This is a genomic window from Serratia grimesii NBRC 13537, from assembly GCF_001590905.1.
GTDB classification, from domain to species: Bacteria; Pseudomonadota; Gammaproteobacteria; order Enterobacterales; family Enterobacteriaceae; genus Serratia; species Serratia grimesii.
The window spans coordinates 405,787-423,507 of record NZ_BCTT01000010.1; the positions used below are offsets into that span (position 1 = coordinate 405,787).

A 17,721-nucleotide genomic window follows, 5' to 3' on the forward strand; every position below is an offset into this window, starting at 1 on the left:
TAACCCTCATTATTCGCTTTTATGTAGACCCGTTTCTAACCGCCGGAGCCTTGCAACATGACCGCACAACCTCAAGCCCTGAAAATCCGCCGCCCTGACGACTGGCACATCCATCTGCGTGATGATGACATGCTGAAAACGGTTTTGCCCTATACCAGTCAGGTCTTTGGCCGGGCGATTGTGATGCCGAACCTGGCTCCGCCAATTACGACCGTCGATGCCGCGCGCGCTTATCGCGACCGCATTCTGGCTGCCGTCCCACAGGGACATAGCTTCACTCCACTGATGACCTGCTACCTGACGAATTCGCTGGCCGCCACCGAACTGGTCACTGGGTTCGAGCAAGGTGTGTTCACTGCTGCCAAGCTGTATCCTGCCAATGCCACCACCAATTCCAGCCACGGTGTCAGCGATGTGAAGGCCATCTACCCACTGTTCGAACAAATGCAGAAAATCGGCATGCCACTGCTGATTCATGGTGAAGTGACCGATGCCGCTGTTGATATTTTCGATCGTGAGGCTCGCTTTATTGAGCAGGTTATGGAGCCTATTCGCCAACAGTTCCCAGAACTGAAAATCGTTTTCGAGCACATCACCACCAAAGAAGCGGCTCAATATGTGCAGGAAGGCAATCGATTCCTTGGTGCCACCATCACCCCGCAGCACCTGATGTTTAACCGTAACCACATGTTGGTTGGTGGTATCCGTCCGCACTTGTTCTGCCTGCCTATCCTCAAGCGCAACATTCATCAGGATGCATTGCGCAAAGCAGTTGCCAGCGGCTCAGAGCGCTTTTTCCTCGGTACCGACTCAGCCCCACATGCCAAACACCGTAAGGAATCAAGCTGTGGCTGTGCGGGTGTATTCAATGCTCCTAACGCCATCCCGGCCTACGCCAGCGTATTTGAACAACTGGGCGCACTAGAGCATCTGGAAGCATTCTGCTCACTGAACGGCCCGCGTTTTTATGGTTTGCCGGTCAATGCCGATTTTATCGAGCTGCAACGTGTCCCGACCACCCAGCCGGAAGAGATCCTGATGGGTAACGAAACGGTCGTGCCATTCCTGGCAGGAGAGAGCCTGAACTGGTCAGTAAAGGCGTAACAATCTTTTTTTAACGTAGCCTCTTGCCCTCAGTTGCGGTTAACTGTATAAATATCCAGTAAATCGCTTCGGGGGCAATTATGCGTGTTGAAGTCACTATAGATAAAACCAAACCGCTACCGTCAGGGGCCATCGAAGCTCTGACCGGCGAGCTGAGTAAGCGAGTCAATCGCCAATTTCCAGACACCGTGGTTCAGGTGCGCTATGCCGGCTCTAATGGGCTCTCGGTACTTGGCGGCCTCAAAACAGATAAAGACCTGATCGCAGACATCCTCCAGGAAACCTGGGAAAGTGCTGACGACTGGTTTAGCGCAGAATAATACTGCAATGTAGTTTTTGCCGGGGGTCGCTCTCCGGCTTTTTTGTATTTGAAGTCTGGCAAACGGTGTGTAATTTTCTGCTGGAAGAAACGCTTTATCTGGTCTGTACTGAATGCTTTAACAGGAGGTATTTGACATGGCCCCGGACAAGGTAAAAAACGAAGAAGCGATGACATTTGGCGAACTGCTGGCACTGATCGCCGATCAAAAACGACGTTTAAGCGTACTGGAAGTTGCATTCTCCTATCTTGCCTTTGGTCTTGATGACAAAGCCAACCAATTGTTGATTCACAGTCTGAAGCTGGAATCGCAAAATCAAAATCGCGATGCCGAAACACAGCAGCACTTCGCCCATCTGGCCTCCGAGCTAGAGAAGCGACTGCACGGCGGCTCACTCCCTCCCGACATTACATAGCACATGGCTTGTCGTGTTTCGCGAGCGAACCTGTAGAATAATCACTCAAATAAATATTTATTTTGCAAAAGAAGGTGTGAAAAGCTCCACCACCGAAACCAGATGCGTATACTGTAATTGCTCACATGATGATGAGCCGCATTGATCCTCGTTAGTCACTCACGGTAGTCACTACTCAATAAGGGGTCTTTATGGACAGAAATGATGAAGTAATTCAGACACACCCGCTTGTTGGTTGGGATATCAGTACTGTCGACGTTTATGACGCCATGATGATACGCCTTCATTACCTGTCTTCACTAGACCAGACACCCGAAGACGCCCAAGTAGACAGAACGCTTTGGCTAACTACAGATGTCGCACGCCAATTAATCAATATTTTAGAAGCTGGCATCGCCAAGATTGAAGCAACGGATTACCAGGACCTTGATCGTAAAAAACACTAATTCACTCTACCAAAAAGCCTAAGGCGCCAGCATTTATCTCTGGCGCCTTTTTCTTTGCCTGTACCTCGTGCAACAAGTGCATTGCAGCGCCCAACCTTTTATCATGACGACATAAGAGATATGTCACAGAGAGGTTATGGCACGTGGAATATGACTTAATTGTTGTGGGCAGCGGTTCGGTAGGTGCAGCGGCGGGTTACTACGCGACACGGGCTGGCCTTAAAGTATTAATGATAGACAGTGCGATGCCTCCACACCGTAACGGTAGCCACCACGGCGATACACGTATCATTCGCCATGCCTACGGCGAAGGTGAAAAATATGTGCCGTTGATTCTACGCGCCCAAGCGTTATGGAACGCCCTGATTAAACAAACCGGCGAAGAATTGTTCCAGGACTGCGGTGTGTTGAACATGGGACCGGAACAGTCTGAGTTTATTCGTAATGCTCAGCACAGTGCGCAAAAATTCCGTCTCAATACACAAAACCTGAGTGCGGAAGAGATAAATCAACGCTGGCCGGAATTCAATGCGCCGGATGGTTACGTCGGCGTATTTGAGCCGGATGCGGGGTTCCTGCGTTCGGAAAAGGCTATCACTAGCCTGATCAAACTCGCTAAAGAGGCCGGTTGCAGTCAGTTGTTCAATTGCCCAGTGAGCGCAGTGCAGCCTATCGACGGAGGGGTTGAAGTCATTACCGCTGAAGGCCATTTTCAGGGGCGTAAAGCCGTAGTAACCACCGGTACCTGGGTAAACGCTTTGCTACCACAGCTACCTATCACCCGGCTGCGTAAAGTGTTTTCCTGGCATCAGGCCGATGGCCGTTACAGCATCAATAACCGGTTCCCGGCCTTTACTGTCGAAGCACAAGACGGCAATCATTACTATGGTTTCCCTGCCGATAACGACGGGTTAAAGGTGGGTAAACACGATGGTGGTCAACCTATAGATAAGCCTGAACAGCGCAAACCTTTTGGCAGTTTTGCCAGTGACGGAACCGAAGTTTTCCATTTCCTGCGCCAATTTTTGCCAGGTGTAGGGGTATGTTTACACGGTGAAGCATGCAGTTATGACATGAGCCCAGATGAAGACTTTATTATCGATACGCTGCCAGAGTGCGATCGCTTAATGGTTATCACTGGCCTGAGTGGCCATGGCTTTAAGTTTGCCAGTGTATTAGGTGAAATTGCTGCGCTGTTTGCTGAAGACAAAACGCCCCCCGTGGACATCCTGCCCTTCTCACTAAAACGATTTGATTAACCCCTTCGCTTCACTCAATCGCGCCCGCCACCACGTGCGGGCTGCGGTTTAGCACCTCAGTTACAACCAAAAATCATCATAACAATCTGAAATTTATTGTAAAAAATATTTCAACGGAAATTTCTGATGTAAGTATCCGGATTTCCGAATTGATCCGCTCTGGTGTAAGTTCTATTTTACAGCTGATATGCCATAGTAATTCTTCGATCAACAAGGACGTCACCATGAAACTGCTTGTCGTGGACGAATGCTGCTTCACTCGGGTCGGGATAGATAACTATTTTACTGACAATGTTTTCGCCCAGGTAAAATGTTGCCATAGCCTTGAACAGGCTACCCCCCTGCTAGACCACTACCGGCCAAGTCATATTCTGGTGAACCTGACCAAACAATGCCGCCATAGCGAAGATGACGCCCAACTTCAGGCCTTTATTGAGGCCACATCATCGGCACTGTTGTTTATTTATCTGGACACCCCCTATCCCTACAGCGAAACGCCTATGCGCATCGCCGAACATGCTTTTCTGTTCAATAAAGCCACACTTCCGGTCACATTACGCATGATGCGAGAAAAACCCGTCTCACTGATGGACTGCAGCGCTGAACATTCGCTGTTTAGCCCGCAAGAGCTGACGGTAATGAAGCATTGGATGGCGGAAATGCCCAATTACCGTATCGCGAAAAAACTGCAAATCAGTTCGCATACGGTCTACGTTCACAAACGCCATATCACAGAAAAAATCAACGCCCGCAACCGGCTGGAATTTTATTCACTGTATAACGTACTGCGTTACTTCTATCCACCAAGCGTACCTTCCAGCTCAATGCCACTGTCTTTACTGGCGGTATAACCAGAGCCTGCGTCATAGCAGGCTGATTTTAATCTTGAGATATGCTTCTGCCCCACGCTTTGTTCTCTCGACAGTATTAACGCCGGCCGCAAAAATACTATAATCTGCCAGTCCTTACCTTGTGGCTTCTGAGAATGCTAAACAAAATACTGTCGGCGATCGTCAACAACGTGCGCGAACATCTGGTGCTGTACATCTGTCTATGGCTGGTGTTATTGGCGCTGGACGTCTATTTCTTCTTTATACCTTAACGCATGTCATCTACTTTCTTTCCGCGCCTGTGCTTTAGCCGCTTTGGCATTCCAGAGCAAGTCCTTGATCTGGAACAGACCCGTCTTCCTACGCAAAAGCCCAATCACCTGCATTTGCGGATGCACTATGCACCGATCAATCCATCTGATCTGATCCCCATACACGGACAATATGCACATCGTACCGCCCTGCCTCAGGTACCCGGCTACGAAGGGATGGGAGTTGTTGTCGATTCTCATGGTTACCCTACCGACAGACGGGCGCTGGCAATCATGGGTGATGGCAGTTGGCAAACCTTCATCACAGTCGAACAGGCCAGGGTTATATGGGTGCCGGATGACATTGATGACGCCAGTGCGGCACAAATCTACATCAATCCACTCACCTGTTGGGTACTACTGACACAGTGGCTGTCGCTGAATGCTGGCGACATCCTGCTGATTAATGCGGGAGGCTCGGCAATAAGTCTGCTATTTTGCCAATTAGCAGCACTGCGTGGCATCAAATTGGTCGTGGTCGTACGCAATACGGCGCATCGGCAGGCGTTACTGAATGCCGGTGCCTGGCGAGTCTACGAAACGAGTTTGTTGCAGCAATACAGGTTGCAGCAACTCACAGGCCATACAGCACGGGCAGCGATCGACTGTATCGGTGGCGAGGACGGTTTGGCGCTGGCACGTTCGGTGAGCCTTTCAGGTGATTTTGTCGCACTGGGATTACTCAGCGGCCAACAAGTTGACTGGCAGCACATTGCTCACCAGTTGCGGCTGCGTACTTCACTGTTTCATCTGCGCAAGTGGAATGCCCAAGCCACGCTGGATCAATGGCATGCCTCATTCCAACAGCTTTTTCATCTGGTGCGAAGTGGCCAACTGACCCTACAGTCCCCAGCAGCTATCTATCCCCTGCGACACTATAAACTGGCACTGCAACACGCCGCCGACAGCAAAACGCAGGGGAAAGTCTTCTTTACTCCGGAGTAACCTGCTTTCCTGGCTGCCCATCGCCGAGAATTACCGCCAATTTATGCCCTCCTTCGGTGGTCTCGAGTGCAATACGAGTAATAATTGTCAGTGGCACCGACAACAACATCCCCACAGGCCCCATTAACCAGCCCCAGAAAATCAGAGATAAGAAGACCACCAGCGTCGACAGTCCCAATCCCCGTCCCATAACGCGTGGCTCCAGCATATTGCCAATCACCAGGTTGATAGCGATAAAGCCCGCAGCCACCACCAGTGCATCGCCAAAACCATTAAACAACAGAGCCTGGACCAGAGGAGGCACCGCGGCAATCACCGAGCCGATATTGGGAATATAATTCAACAGGAATGCCAGCAGCCCCCAGATAAATGCAAAACGTACATCGACCGCAGCAAGAAAGCCCCAGACAATAACGCCAGTCGCCAAACTGATGACCGTTTTGATCACCAAATAACGGGTGACACCATCCAGCGCACGCTGAATATTGGCAATACCTTCATTAGGTTTATCGAGTGCTTGCTGTAATTTGTAAGGTAAGAGTTGTACTTCAAACAGCATAAATACCACTGTCATCAGCAACAGAAAGATATTGGTCATTGCCCCTGAGAAACGGCTCAACAGGCGGGTCACCATATTCATGGCAGCACTGGGATCGACATACTGCAGCATTGCCTCGGTAGAAATGGTGATATTGAAGCGATCTGCGTAATGTTGCAGCTCTCCCAACTTTTCCATCATCATGCCTCGGTATTGCGGCAACGAACGGGCAAATTCGTTTAGCGATGCACCCAATATTCCGATGAACAACATTAATATGACGACTACGGCCACCACCAACAAGGTCACGCCCAACGCTCGCGGTATCCGCCAGCGTTCAAGCTGCGTCACAAGCGGATTCAGTACCATAGCGAGAAATACCGCCAGTAAGAATGGCACCACGACATCCGCAGCTGCTTTGACACCCGCGAGAATAATCACCACCATTGCCAGCATTATAGCCAGGCGCAGGCTGCGATCGGTCAACTCAGTTCGGCCCATGACATTTCCTTTGCGTTAATAGCGTTGGCCCAACAGGCCACCAGATGCGCGTTATGTTAGCAAACTCTGCTCTTGCGCCGCACAGGTATTGCGGTTCGGAGAGAAAACAGCCTTTTTCTAAACATCCCCTGGAAATAATCGACAATCTTGACTAGGGTTTATTTGTTAAAAACACTCGTCATATTTACGCAAAATGACAAAAGCTGACAATAATAAATAAATTCGTTATTTTTCAAACCATAACAAAAAAAATAACTTGCAAGAACATGTATTAACTTCAACTATTTCACTGATTAACTTATCGCTATCTTAACCAAATTCACTGATTGATATTAATAAGAAGTAACATAGTGAAATTTATTATTGATTTTATGTTTCTTAAAGTTTAATTATTGCAGCCAGAAAATGAGGAATGTAAGGAAACAGGATGCTCTGGAAAAATACGGCTAACCGATTTGGCCATATCTCTGTGCTGATTCACTGGTTGGTTGCACTGACGGTGTACGGCATGTTTGCCCTTGGCCTATGGATGGTCACACTTGGCTACTATGATGTCTGGTATCACCAGGCACCGGAAATTCATAAAAGCATCGGCGCGTTGCTGTTTATCATCATGGTGATTCGGGTGATCTGGCGTTTTGTTTCACCGCCACCTAAACCACTGGCCAGCTATGGTCGCTTCACCCGTATAAGTGCAATCCTGGCACATTTGGCGCTTTACGTAGTGCTGTTCAGCATCCTGATTAGTGGCTACCTGATATCTACCGCAGATGGGCAACCTATCAGCGTTTTCGGCTGGTTCAACGTCCCCGCCACCGTCACCGGCATGGCGGAACAGGCCGATACAGCCGGCACAATCCACCTTTACCTGGCCTGGGTCGTAGTAGTGCTTTCAGTACTGCACGGTTTGGCTGCGCTTAAACATCACTTCGTTGATCGTGATGTTACTTTGAAACGGATGCTGGGTAGCAGCGCCGATTAACCTTTGGATTTATGGAGATTGCTATGTTGAAGAAAACCGTACTGGGCCTGGCTACAGGTGCACTGCTGCTGAGCGCCGGTTCCGCGCTGGCTGCTGACTACAAAATTGACAAACAAGGTCAGCACGCCTTTATCGAATTCCGCATCCAGCACCTGGGTTACAGCTGGTTGTACGGCTCCTTCAAGGATTTTGACGGCGGCTTCACTTTCGACGATAAAGATCCGTCCAAAGACAAGGTGAACGTCACAATCAACACCGCGAGCGTCGATACCAACCACGCTGAGCGTGACAAACATCTGCGCAGTGCAGAATTCCTGAATGTGGAAAAAAACAAACAGGCTAAGTTTGAATCCACTGAAGTGAAAAAGAACGGCGAAGGCTATGCGGTCGTCGGCAACTTGACACTGAACGGCGTGACCAAGCCGGTTACGTTGGACGCCAAACTGATCGGCCAGGGTAACGACCCGTGGGGTGGATACCGTGCAGGCTTTGAAGCCAACGGCAAAATCAAGCTGAAAGACTTTGGTATCACTACCGATCTCGGCCCGGCATCGCAGGATGTAGAGCTGATTATTTCTGTGGAAGGCGTACGCGAGAAGTAATACCCGACTTTTCAAGTTATAGCCTGGCATCTGCGTTAAGCGTAGCGAATCTCTACAGTCACTTGATTGGAGGGGTGCAGGAAACAGATGTAGCTTGAATGATTATGGGTATAAAGCGCGGCAAGGCTGCCGCGCTTATTTCAGGCTCAGTTCGCTGGGCCTTCATCTTCCGGTGCAGGGATGTGCATCGTGGTCTGCAATAACCCTTTCGACTTATTGAAAATTTTGATGCCATTCTCTCGGCCTGCTCTGCGTGCACGCTGTTCTTCACGCGGCAGTTTCAGCTCTTCACGGCAGATTTCGCTGCAACAACCTTCAAATTTAGCGGCACAGCTCGGGCACTGAATAAACAGTAAATGGCAGCCGTCATTCTTGCAGTTGGTATGAGTATCACAGGCAGCACCGCACTGGTGACAGTTGGCAATCACATCATCAGAAATCCGCTCGCCCATACGTTCGTCAAACACAAAGTTCTTACCGACAAATTTCAGCGGCAGCCCCTGCTCTTTTGCTTTACGTGCGTACTCGATGATGCCGCCTTCCACGTGATAGACGTTTTTAAAGCCGTTATGCAACATATAAGCACTGGCTTTTTCACAACGGATACCACCGGTGCAATACATGACAATATTTTTGTCTTTATTGTCTTGCAGCATTTCGACAGCCATTGGCAGTTGATCACGGAATGTGTCTGAAGGCACTTCGATAGCATTCTCAAAGTGACCAACTTCGTATTCGTAGTGATTACGCATATCGACAAACAGCGTATCCGGGTCGTCAATCATTTGGTTAACGCGATCGGCCTGCAAATATTCACCGATGTTAGCCGGGTTGAAGCTTTCGTCATCAATGCCATCAGCGACAATGCGATCACGCACCTTCAGGCGCAGCACCCAGAAGGATTTACCGTCGTCTTCCAAAGCAATATTCAGGCGAACCTGGTCCAGTGCAGGATGCGAAGCAAACAGCGCGGCCTTAAACGCCTCAAACTTATTCTGCGGCACACTGATCTGCGCGTTGATGCCTTCTTTTGCCACATAAATGCGGCCGAAAACCTTCAGCTTGTCGAACTGAACATACAGGCTGTCACGAAACGCTTTGGGATCGTCGATGGTGAAATATTTATAAAAAGAAACTGTAGTGCGCGGCTCGGTTTCTGCCAGCATGCGCGCCTTCAGTTCCTCATTAGAAATTCGGTTATGTAACACTGGCATGGTGTACTTTCCTGTCTTTCGGGAGGTGACTGATTTGAACGCGCGCAGGCTGCTGGCCCACGCGCGGCGCACATAATACCCGAAAAACCGGCTCAACACAGCATTAACCCGCTAACGCTGTTGAGTGCGAAAACTTGACGTTGTTCACAAATCCCGATAAGCCTAAGGAGAACTTACACACCCCATTTATCACGGACCTGGAGGATATTATGAGTCAGTTATTTACCCCGATTGCGCTGGGAAAACTGAATTTACCCAACCGTATTATTATCGCGCCAATGTGCCAATATTCAGCCGATAACGGCAAAGCAACGGAATGGCATACCATGCATCTGGGCAACCTGTCATTGTCCGGTGCCGGACTGCTGATTGTGGAAGCCACATCGGTAGCCCCCGAAGGCCGTATCACACCCAGCGATCTCGGTTTGTGGGATGACACCACTGAACACGCACTAGCAGACGTAGTGAGCGCAGTAAAAAAACACACCACCATGCCGTTGGGCATTCAGCTCGCCCATGCAGGGCGTAAAGCCTCCTGCGCTGTGCCTTGGGCTGGCGGTGGGCAGCTCAGCGCCGCAAACGGAGGCTGGCAAACACTATCCGCCTCCACCGTGCCCTTTGCCCCAAATGATGAAAAACCGGTGGCGATGAGTCTTGGGGAGATTGAACAATTAAAAGCGCAATTTGTTGCGGCGGCAAAACGTGCAGATCGGCTGGGCTTTGAACTGATTGAGCTACATGGCGCACATGGCTACCTGTTGCATCAATTTCTTTCACCGCTGTCCAATCAGCGCAACGACCAGTACGGTGGCTCATTGCAAAATCGCATGCGTCTGTTGCTGGAGATTTTCAATGAAGTGCGTGCAGTCTTTCCGCCGCATAAGGCGCTCGGCGTACGCATCTCTGCCAGTGACTGGGTAGACGGGGGATGGGATGAGCAGCAATCGGTCATGCTGGCAAAAGCGCTGAAAGAGCTAGGCTGTGACTACATTCATGTTTCCAGCGGAGGGATTTCACCCTTACAAAAAATCCCGGTTGGGCCTAATTATCAGGTCCCATTCGCCGAAACCATCAAGCGAGAAAGCGGTTTGCCGACAATTGCAGTCGGGTTAATCACCGAACCCGAACAGGCTGAGGCGATTGTCGCTACCGGGCAAGCGGATATGATCGCACTGGCGCGCGGCATCCTTTATAACCCACGCTGGCCATGGCACGCTGCGGCGAAACTGGGTGAAAAAGTCAGCGCGCCACCGCAATACTGGCGCTCAGAACCCCATGTGCTGAAAGGCCTGTTTAAAAACGCCTGATAAATCCGGGGTGGATGCTCAGCGCCCACCCCGGCATTCGGTAAACCCGGAAATCACTATTCCCGCCAACAGGACAATCCCTGCCGTAACCAGCAAAGGGTTAAACTGGAGATGTGCGCCAAGGCTCCCTAACAGTGTTCCCGTGACCAAAAGCCCCGCGCTTATCCATGATGTCAACATAATACCCCCTAAATAATTGCGCGGGATGATACGTATCTGTCGCTGACAGGCTTTGTCCTTTCGAGCGGTATCGCCGGATTATTCATCAATTGATATCGATTCATCACCGAAAATGATGTTTTAATGCGGTGCCTTTTCACGTTGTGCGAGAAAAATGTCACAATAGTTGGTTATAAACGGCAGAAAAAGAATACCTGGCGAAATTGCCTTTGGGTGATGGCCCCTGGTATTACTCTGTTATTATCGTTAAATGACTGCTTCTAAGCTGAGAACACATGACTCAAGTTCCTTCTTTTAATCGCTCTTTACTGCATCCACGTTACTGGCTTACCTGGTTCGGCATCGGTTTGCTCTATTTGCTGGTCTTGTTGCCTTACCCCGTTATCTATCGCCTTGGCACCTCGCTGGGTCGTTTCTCCATGCGCTTTCTTAAGCGCAGAGTCGCGATTGCTCAACGTAATCTGGTGTTGTGCTTCCCGGACATGCCACAGGCAGAGCGCGATGCTTTAGTTGTACAGAATTTTGAATCTGTCGGCATGGGACTGTTTGAAACCGGTATGGCATGGTTTTGGCCAAACTGGCGAATCGAGCGCTGGTTCCAGGTCAGTGGGCTGGAACATATTCAGAAAGCAAAAGATAACCATCAGGGCGTTTTGCTGATCGGTCTGCACTTTCTGACGTTGGAACTGGGTGCCCGCATATTCGGCATCCACAATCCGGGTATCGGTGTTTACCGGCCACATGACAACAAACTGATGGACTGGCTGCAAACCTGGGGTCGTATGCGCTCCAACAAATCCATGTTGGACCGTAAGGACGTCAAAGGGATGATCCGGGCGCTGAAACAAGGTGACATTATCTGGTACGCCCCAGATCACGACTACGGCCCGCGCAGCAGTGTGTTTGCCCCACTGTTCGCCGTGGAAAAAGCCGCTACCACCACGGGCAGCTACGTGTTGGTGCGAATGGGTAAGCCCGCCATTATTCCCTTTACTCCACGCCGCTTACCCGATGCCAAAGGGTATGAGTTGATTATGCAGCCGGCGGTGGAAAACTTCCCGCTGGATAATGAGCTCGAAGCTGCCGCTTTTATGAATAAAGTGGTAGAGAAAGAAATCCTGATGGCGCCGGATCAATACATGTGGCTGCATCGCCGCTTCAAAACCCGGCCGGAAGGCGAGCCTTCACTCTACTGACCACTAACCCGCCGCATGGCGGGTTTTTTTATTCCGCAGATCTTGAGAAACCTATGCAACGGTGGGATGGTAAGTCTTTGCCGCTAATCCTGGAGTTGTTATGTACATCGTTAACCTCACCTACCACCGCCCGATAGAAGAAGTGGACAGCCACCTTGAAGGGCATATCGCCTGGTTGAAAAAATATTTTCAGGACGGCACCTTTATCGCCTCCGGCCGCAAGAACCCACGTACCGGCGGTGTCATCTTGGTAAAAGGCATCGAACGTTCGCAATTGGATGCCATTGTGGCGCAGGATCCCTTCAACGCCGTTGCCCACTATGACATTACCGATGTCGCCCTCTCAACCACCGCCAGCGGTTTCGAACTGCTCGCCGGGCTTTAAATACGCTTTTTTCCGCGCGCACAGCGCGGAATATTGCCAATATTCTATTTTTAAAACTTTATTTCATTTTCCTTACATCCCCTGCCACATCAATTGATGCCGTCTATAATTAAGCGCATACTTACCAGGCTAACTTTTTTTGCTTTGTCCCTTTGCCATCGCGCAAAAACAAAGCGTCCTCTTCTGCAGCAGGCACTTATGGCTTCGGCACCAGAACCCATCAACTGGAAACGCAATCTTTTTGTCACTTGGCTAGGGTGTTTTCTCACCGGTGCCGCATTCAGCCTGATCATGCCTTTCCTTCCGCTTTATGTGGAGACTCTTGGTGTTACCGGCCACGAAGCGTTGAATATGTGGTCTGGATTGGTGTTCAGTATCACTTTCCTGTTTTCCGCTATTGCCTCCCCATTCTGGGGTGGATTAGCTGACCGCCGTGGACGTAAGCTCATGCTGCTACGATCGGCGTTGGGAATGTCGATTGTGATGTTGTTGATGGGAATGGCACAGAACATATGGCAGTTTTTGGCGCTGCGGGCGGTACTGGGTCTTCTCGGCGGTTTTATTCCCAATGCCAACGCGTTGATTGCCACGCAGGTGCCACGCAATCGCAGCGGTTGGGCTCTGGGCACACTGTCCACCGGCGGCGTCAGCGGTGCACTGATTGGGCCACTGATTGGCGGTCTGTTAGCCGACCAATACGGCTTACGACCGGTGTTCTATATCACTGCTGCCGTGCTAATGGTCTGCTTTGTTCTAACGCTACTGTACGTCAAAGAACAATTCACTCCAGTACAGAAAAAGGACATGTTGCACGCCCGACAAGTGTTCGCTGCGCTAAAAAGCCCCAAGCTGATCCTCAGTCTGTTTGTCACGACCATGATTATTCAAATTGCTACCGGATCCATTGCCCCCATTCTGACACTGTATGTCCGCGATTTAGCGGGCAATATCCATAACCTGGCCTTTGTCAGCGGCCTGATCGCCTCGGTGCCCGGTGTTGCAGCGCTGATGAGTGCCCCCCGGTTGGGCAAACTGGGCGATAGGATCGGCCCTGAACGCATTCTGGTAGTTATGCTGATTGTCTCGGTGTTGTTGCTGATCCCAATGGCCTTCGTGCAAACGCCATGGCAACTGGGCGTGTTGCGTTTCTTGCTTGGCGCTGCCGACGGAGCGCTATTACCGGCTGTACAAACACTGCTGATCTACAACTGTACCAACCAAGTCGCCGGACGAATATTTAGTTATAACCAGTCTTTCCGTGATATCGGCAACGTCAGTGGTCCGCTATTGGGTGCAGCGGTGTCCGCCAGTTATGGCTTTCGCACGGTATTCTGCGTCACTGCATTGGTCGTGCTATTCAACGCCATTTATTCCTGGTGGTGTCTCCAACGGCGTCCGGCACGAATGAGAGAAGATACCCTGCAGGAAGAGCAATAGCTGTATTTATCACCAACTCCCTCACCTAAATGGGCCGATGGCCTGTTTACCCTACTTTTAGTATTGATACCTCACACAGTCCCTCCGGTAACGACAACAAACACAAGTCTAATTTAACCATTTGTTTTTATACAAATAATCAATCTTTAGCGCAATAAACCACCTGTCAATAACATTCCTTTCGTAACCAACATAAAAACCAGAAAAGGAGATGTTTGTCGACTTTTCATCTAAAAAATGGGATACAGGGACTAGACAAAACCATCATCCAGTTATCAAATGGTTAAATAATATCACACCCAATGTAAACCATTGGCTAAGTGAAAAAAGGCCAATGCGCTTTCCACGGTTAATGGGCGCTGCGGCAGCGGTTTTGTCGGGTAATCCGCATTGGGTGGGTCACCTTCCTTAAATACACATACATACCACAGTATAAGCTGCATCAATGCGGCGCATTTTATTGGGAAGACGTTATGCAATCCTCTGTTAATAAACAAGAAAGTCGGACCTTCTTCGGCCATCCTTATCCGCTGGGATCCCTATTCTTTACGGAAATGTGGGAGCGGTTCTCGTTTTATGGTATTCGCCCGTTACTGATCCTGTTTATGGCCGCGACGGTCTATGACGGCGGTATGGGGCTGGCACGTGAAAACGCCTCCGCAATTGTGGGTATTTTCGCCGGCAGTATGTATCTTGCCGCACTGCCTGGCGGCTGGTTAGCAGATAACTGGCTTGGCCAGCAAAAAGCCGTCTGGTACGGCTCGATTATGATCGCCCTCGGTCATCTGTCGATCGCACTGTCCGCAGTCATGGGCAATAACCTGTTCTTCATCGGCCTGATGTTTATCGTGCTGGGTTCTGGTTTATTTAAAACCTGTATCTCGGTGATGGTCGGCACACTGTATAAGAAAGGCGATAACCGTCGTGACGGTGGCTTCTCGCTGTTCTATATGGGCATCAACATGGGTTCGTTTATCGCCCCGCTGATTTCCGGCTGGTTGATCCGTTCTCACGGCTGGCATTGGGGCTTCGGCATCGGCGGTATCGGTATGCTGGTAGCACTGGTGATCTTCCGCGTCTTTGCCGTACCGGCAATGAAACGCTATGACAGCGAAGTTGGCCTGGACTCGACCTGGAATAGCCCCGTTGCCAAGAAAAATGGTGTTGGTGCCTGGTTGATTGCACTGGCCATCGGCGTAGCCGTGGTTGTTACCCTGATTGCCCAAGGCATCATCGTGATTAACCCTGTCGCCGTAGCCAGCATGTTGGTATACGTCATTGCCGCCTCGGTAACCCTGTACTTCATTTACCTGTTCGTGTTTGCGGGCCTTAGCCGTAAAGAACGCGCACGCCTGCTGGTATGCTTTATTTTGCTGGTGTCCGCAGCCTTCTTCTGGTCAGCGTTCGAACAGAAACCAACATCGTTCAACTTGTTCGCCAACGACTATACCAACCGTATGATTGGCGACTTCGAAATCCCTGCGGTGTGGTTCCAGTCAATCAATGCCCTGTTCATTATTCTGCTTGCTCCGGTATTTAGCTGGGCATGGCCGGCTCTGGCACGCAATAAAGTGCGCCTGAGCAGCATCACCAAATTTGTTATCGGTATTCTGTTTGCCGCTGCAGGTTTTGGTCTGATGATGCTGGCAGCACAGAATGTTCTGGGCAATGGTGGCGCAGGCGTATCCCCACTGTGGCTGGTCGGCAGTATTTTGATGCTGACGCTGGGCGAGCTATGCCTTAGCCCAATCGGGCTGGCAACCATGACCCTGTTAGCGCCAGAGAGAATGCGCGGCCAGATGATGGGCCTGTGGTTCTGTGCCAGTGCGCTGGGCAATCTGGCCGCGGGTCTGATTGGTGGCCACGTGAAAGCCGACCAACTGGAAATGCTGCCAAACCTGTTCGCCCGCTGCTCTATTGCGCTGTTGATCTGTGCTGCAGTATTGACTCTGCTGATCGTACCGATCCGTCGCATGATGGAAAATACCCAGGGTAAAAGCACACAAAAACCGGCAACCAATGCCTGATAACGGTTTTGCTTAACCCTCCAGCCAGCGCCCCCGTGCGCTGGCTTTTTTTATGCTTCCCAGCCCCTTTGTTGCAACACCACCCGATAACCGTCCAGATCTTCGAATGTTTGCCCACTCTGATCCCAGTAGGGATTGTAAGCAGTGACGCGCCGGAAACCGGCAGCCAACATACGACAGCAACCGTCACGCCAGTCATCCTCGCTGGGTAGATAAAATACCAGCAAATGGTCCTGGGTCGGCGCCTGTCCTACTTTGACCCCACGATGGTGGGTGAATTCCAGGTGGTAACCGTGCTGCGGATGCCCAACCATCACGCCATCAAAACCCTGGTGGTTTTCAAACTCACCCAACCGTGTAAACCCCAATCCCTGACAATACATAGCCGCAATTGCCTGCAGGCGATCGGTCGGACGCGCAATGCGCAGTACAGCATGAGCTATTGCCATTATTTTCTCCGTATCATAATCGTTTCATACAGGGCCATTCCCACCAACATCGCCACCACGAACTGTATGCCAGCCAAGGACCCTGCCCCGGCAAGTACCCAGGCTGGTCCCGGGCAAATGCCTGCCATACCCCAGCCAATGCCAAACAGCGCGCTGCCGACCAGTAAACGACGATCAAGGCGTCTGTTGGTTGGAATCTGCATCTCCTCGCCCAGCAAAGTACGCTGCTGATGGCGTGCCCAGAGGAATGCGGGAGCCGCCACTGCTATCGCCCCCACCATGACCAAAGCCAATGACGGATCCCACCGACCGGTAATATCGAGAAAAGCCACTACCTTGGCCGGATTAGCCATCCCGGCAATAATCAAACCAAGACCGAAGATAACGCCACTCAGTAAAGCAAACAGTAATTTGAACATGGTGTTAAGCTCCCACCAAGTGACGGACTACCCATACCGTAATAAAGCCCAGCAACATAAATACCGCCGTGGCCGCCAGCGAACGCGGAGCTAATCTCGCCGTGCCGCAAACACCGTGACCACTGGTGCAGCCACCGCCTAACCGTGTTCCCAAACCAACCAGCAAGCCAGCAGCAATCAACCATAAACTGCTGCCGCTGACCGGCATTTCTGGTAACGGCGCCGCCATACGATACAGCCAGGGAGATATCAGCAACCCGACAAGAAATGCGGCCCGCCAAAGCTTCTCTTTACCTTGTGGTGTTAACAGGCCACCGGTAATTCCACTGATACCCGCGATGCGGCCGTTAAACAGCAACAGCAGCGCCACCGCAATACCGATAATGCAGCCCCCAATCAGAGAGGACACGGGTGTAAAGTGCAGCCAGTCAATGGTCATTGTGCCTCTCCGGGTTGTGGGCAATAGAGTTGATACAACGTATGGAGAACCGCCAAGGCTTTTTCATCACTCACGGCGTAGTAGATTTGCTTACCCTCCCGACGTGTTGACACCAACCCTTCCTGCCGCAATACACCAAGCTGTTGTGAAAGGGTTGGCTGGCGAATATCCAGCGCCAGTGCCAACTCTCCTACCGACATTTCGCCTTGGCTGAGTTGGCAAAGCAGCAGTAAACGGTCCTCATTACCCAATGCCCGCAGCAATGTTCCTGCTTGCGCTACGGCCTGTCGCATACTGTTAATGTTCATTGCTTCACCCCATACAATATACAATATGATATATTATATATTTATATACTATTATTTATCACTCTGCCACAGGCTGGTACGAAAGGTGTCAGCATGGCATGCTGCCG

The 17,721-nt window shown here is 50.7% G+C and carries 21 protein-coding genes; 15 read left to right on the top strand and 6 right to left on the bottom strand.

Translation table 11 applies throughout. The features are described 5' to 3' along the window. Positions 1-57 precede the first annotated feature (57 nt). From pyrC to SGR01S_RS13810, 8 genes are all read left to right on the top strand, one after another. Positions 58-1,104, top strand: coding sequence for a dihydroorotase (pyrC, locus tag SGR01S_RS13780; protein ID WP_061807730.1), 1,047 nt, complete (start codon positions 58-60; stop codon positions 1,102-1,104). Positions 1,105-1,184: 80 nt separating this feature from the next. Next, complete coding sequence (gene dinI / locus SGR01S_RS13785; protein WP_037423878.1) at positions 1,185-1,424, top strand: DNA damage-inducible protein I; 240 nt, start codon at positions 1,185-1,187, stop codon at positions 1,422-1,424. A gap of 136 nt (positions 1,425-1,560) precedes the next feature. After that, positions 1,561-1,839, top strand: coding sequence for a hypothetical protein (locus tag SGR01S_RS13790; RefSeq protein WP_037423881.1), 279 nt, complete (start codon positions 1,561-1,563; stop codon positions 1,837-1,839). Between the two features lie 191 nt (positions 1,840-2,030). Further along, positions 2,031-2,285: a biofilm formation regulator BssS gene (bssS, locus tag SGR01S_RS13795; protein ID WP_037423884.1), complete on the top strand. Its 255-nt coding sequence runs from the start codon at positions 2,031-2,033 to the stop codon at positions 2,283-2,285. A 143-nt stretch (positions 2,286-2,428) separates the two neighbouring features. Continuing rightward, on the top strand, positions 2,429-3,544 hold the full coding sequence (solA, locus tag SGR01S_RS13800; RefSeq protein ID WP_061807731.1) for an N-methyl-L-tryptophan oxidase: 1,116 nt from the start codon (positions 2,429-2,431) through the stop codon (positions 3,542-3,544). 224 nt (positions 3,545-3,768) lie between these two features. After that, positions 3,769-4,395, top strand: coding sequence for a helix-turn-helix transcriptional regulator (locus tag SGR01S_RS13805; protein ID WP_061807732.1), 627 nt, complete (start codon positions 3,769-3,771; stop codon positions 4,393-4,395). 134 nt (positions 4,396-4,529) lie between these two features. Further along, on the top strand, positions 4,530-4,646 hold the full coding sequence (locus tag SGR01S_RS23805; protein WP_037423894.1) for a DUF2770 family protein: 117 nt from the start codon (positions 4,530-4,532) through the stop codon (positions 4,644-4,646). Positions 4,647-4,649: 3 nt separating this feature from the next. Next, positions 4,650-5,630, top strand: a complete 981-nt coding sequence (locus tag SGR01S_RS13810) for a zinc-dependent alcohol dehydrogenase family protein (protein WP_061807733.1) — start codon at positions 4,650-4,652, stop codon at positions 5,628-5,630. Here SGR01S_RS13810 and SGR01S_RS13815 read toward each other — a convergent pair. Beyond that, positions 5,617-6,669, bottom strand: a complete 1,053-nt coding sequence (locus SGR01S_RS13815) for an AI-2E family transporter (protein ID WP_037423900.1) — start codon at positions 6,667-6,669, stop codon at positions 5,617-5,619. The genes SGR01S_RS13810 and SGR01S_RS13815 overlap by 14 nt on opposite strands. A 427-nt stretch (positions 6,670-7,096) precedes the next feature. Between SGR01S_RS13815 and SGR01S_RS13820 the strand changes: the two genes are divergently transcribed. Together SGR01S_RS13820 and SGR01S_RS13825 are read left to right on the top strand one after the other, a co-directional pair. Then, positions 7,097-7,651: a cytochrome b gene (locus SGR01S_RS13820; protein WP_061807734.1), complete on the top strand. Its 555-nt coding sequence runs from the start codon at positions 7,097-7,099 to the stop codon at positions 7,649-7,651. 23 nt (positions 7,652-7,674) lie between these two features. After that, a complete protein-coding gene (locus SGR01S_RS13825; RefSeq protein ID WP_037423903.1) occupies positions 7,675-8,253 on the top strand; it encodes a YceI family protein in 579 nt (192 codons plus the stop codon). Between the two features lie 146 nt (positions 8,254-8,399). On the opposite strand, the gene trhO is transcribed toward SGR01S_RS13825, so the two are convergent. Then, positions 8,400-9,467: an oxygen-dependent tRNA uridine(34) hydroxylase TrhO gene (gene trhO, locus SGR01S_RS13830; RefSeq protein ID WP_037423905.1), complete on the bottom strand. Its 1,068-nt coding sequence runs from the start codon at positions 9,465-9,467 to the stop codon at positions 8,400-8,402. A gap of 209 nt (positions 9,468-9,676) precedes the next feature. On the opposite strand from trhO, the gene SGR01S_RS13835 reads away from it, so the two are divergent. The 5 genes from SGR01S_RS13835 to SGR01S_RS13855 all read left to right on the top strand — a co-directional run bounded on the left by SGR01S_RS13835 (position 9,677) and on the right by SGR01S_RS13855 (position 15,999). Next, a complete protein-coding gene (locus SGR01S_RS13835) occupies positions 9,677-10,774 on the top strand; it encodes an NADH:flavin oxidoreductase/NADH oxidase (RefSeq protein ID WP_061807735.1) in 1,098 nt (365 codons plus the stop codon). Between the two features lie 455 nt (positions 10,775-11,229). Next, on the top strand, positions 11,230-12,150 hold the full coding sequence (locus SGR01S_RS13840; RefSeq protein ID WP_037423910.1) for a Kdo(2)-lipid IV(A) acyltransferase: 921 nt from the start codon (positions 11,230-11,232) through the stop codon (positions 12,148-12,150). Positions 12,151-12,250: 100 nt separating this feature from the next. Next, positions 12,251-12,535 carry a YciI family protein gene (locus SGR01S_RS13845; protein ID WP_061807736.1) on the top strand — a complete coding sequence of 95 codons (285 nt, stop codon included), beginning with the start codon at positions 12,251-12,253 and terminating at the stop codon, positions 12,533-12,535. 198 nt (positions 12,536-12,733) lie between these two features. Then, a complete protein-coding gene (gene mdtG / locus SGR01S_RS13850; RefSeq protein WP_061807737.1) occupies positions 12,734-13,972 on the top strand; it encodes a multidrug efflux MFS transporter MdtG in 1,239 nt (412 codons plus the stop codon). A 473-nt stretch (positions 13,973-14,445) separates the two neighbouring features. Then, positions 14,446-15,999 (top strand): peptide MFS transporter, encoded by a 1,554-nt coding sequence (locus SGR01S_RS13855; protein WP_037423918.1) that lies wholly within the window; start codon positions 14,446-14,448, stop codon positions 15,997-15,999. Positions 16,000-16,049: 50 nt separating this feature from the next. Here SGR01S_RS13855 and SGR01S_RS13860 read toward each other — a convergent pair whose 3' ends face one another. From SGR01S_RS13860 to SGR01S_RS13875, 4 genes are read right to left on the bottom strand one after another with little or no spacing between them, the layout of a single operon-like run. Beyond that, positions 16,050-16,448 (bottom strand): VOC family protein, encoded by a 399-nt coding sequence (locus SGR01S_RS13860; protein WP_061807738.1) that lies wholly within the window; start codon positions 16,446-16,448, stop codon positions 16,050-16,052. After that, positions 16,448-16,867 (bottom strand): YeeE/YedE family protein, encoded by a 420-nt coding sequence (locus tag SGR01S_RS13865; RefSeq protein WP_061807739.1) that lies wholly within the window; start codon positions 16,865-16,867, stop codon positions 16,448-16,450. Before SGR01S_RS13865 ends, SGR01S_RS13860 begins: the two co-directional genes overlap by 1 nt. A 4-nt stretch (positions 16,868-16,871) precedes the next feature. Then, entirely contained in the window at positions 16,872-17,306 is a 435-nt protein-coding gene (locus SGR01S_RS13870) for a YeeE/YedE family protein (RefSeq protein WP_061807740.1), read from the bottom strand. Beyond that, positions 17,303-17,614 (bottom strand): ArsR/SmtB family transcription factor, encoded by a 312-nt coding sequence (locus SGR01S_RS13875; RefSeq protein ID WP_061807741.1) that lies wholly within the window; start codon positions 17,612-17,614, stop codon positions 17,303-17,305. Before SGR01S_RS13875 ends, SGR01S_RS13870 begins: the two co-directional genes overlap by 4 nt. Between the last annotated feature and the right edge of the window lie 107 nt (positions 17,615-17,721).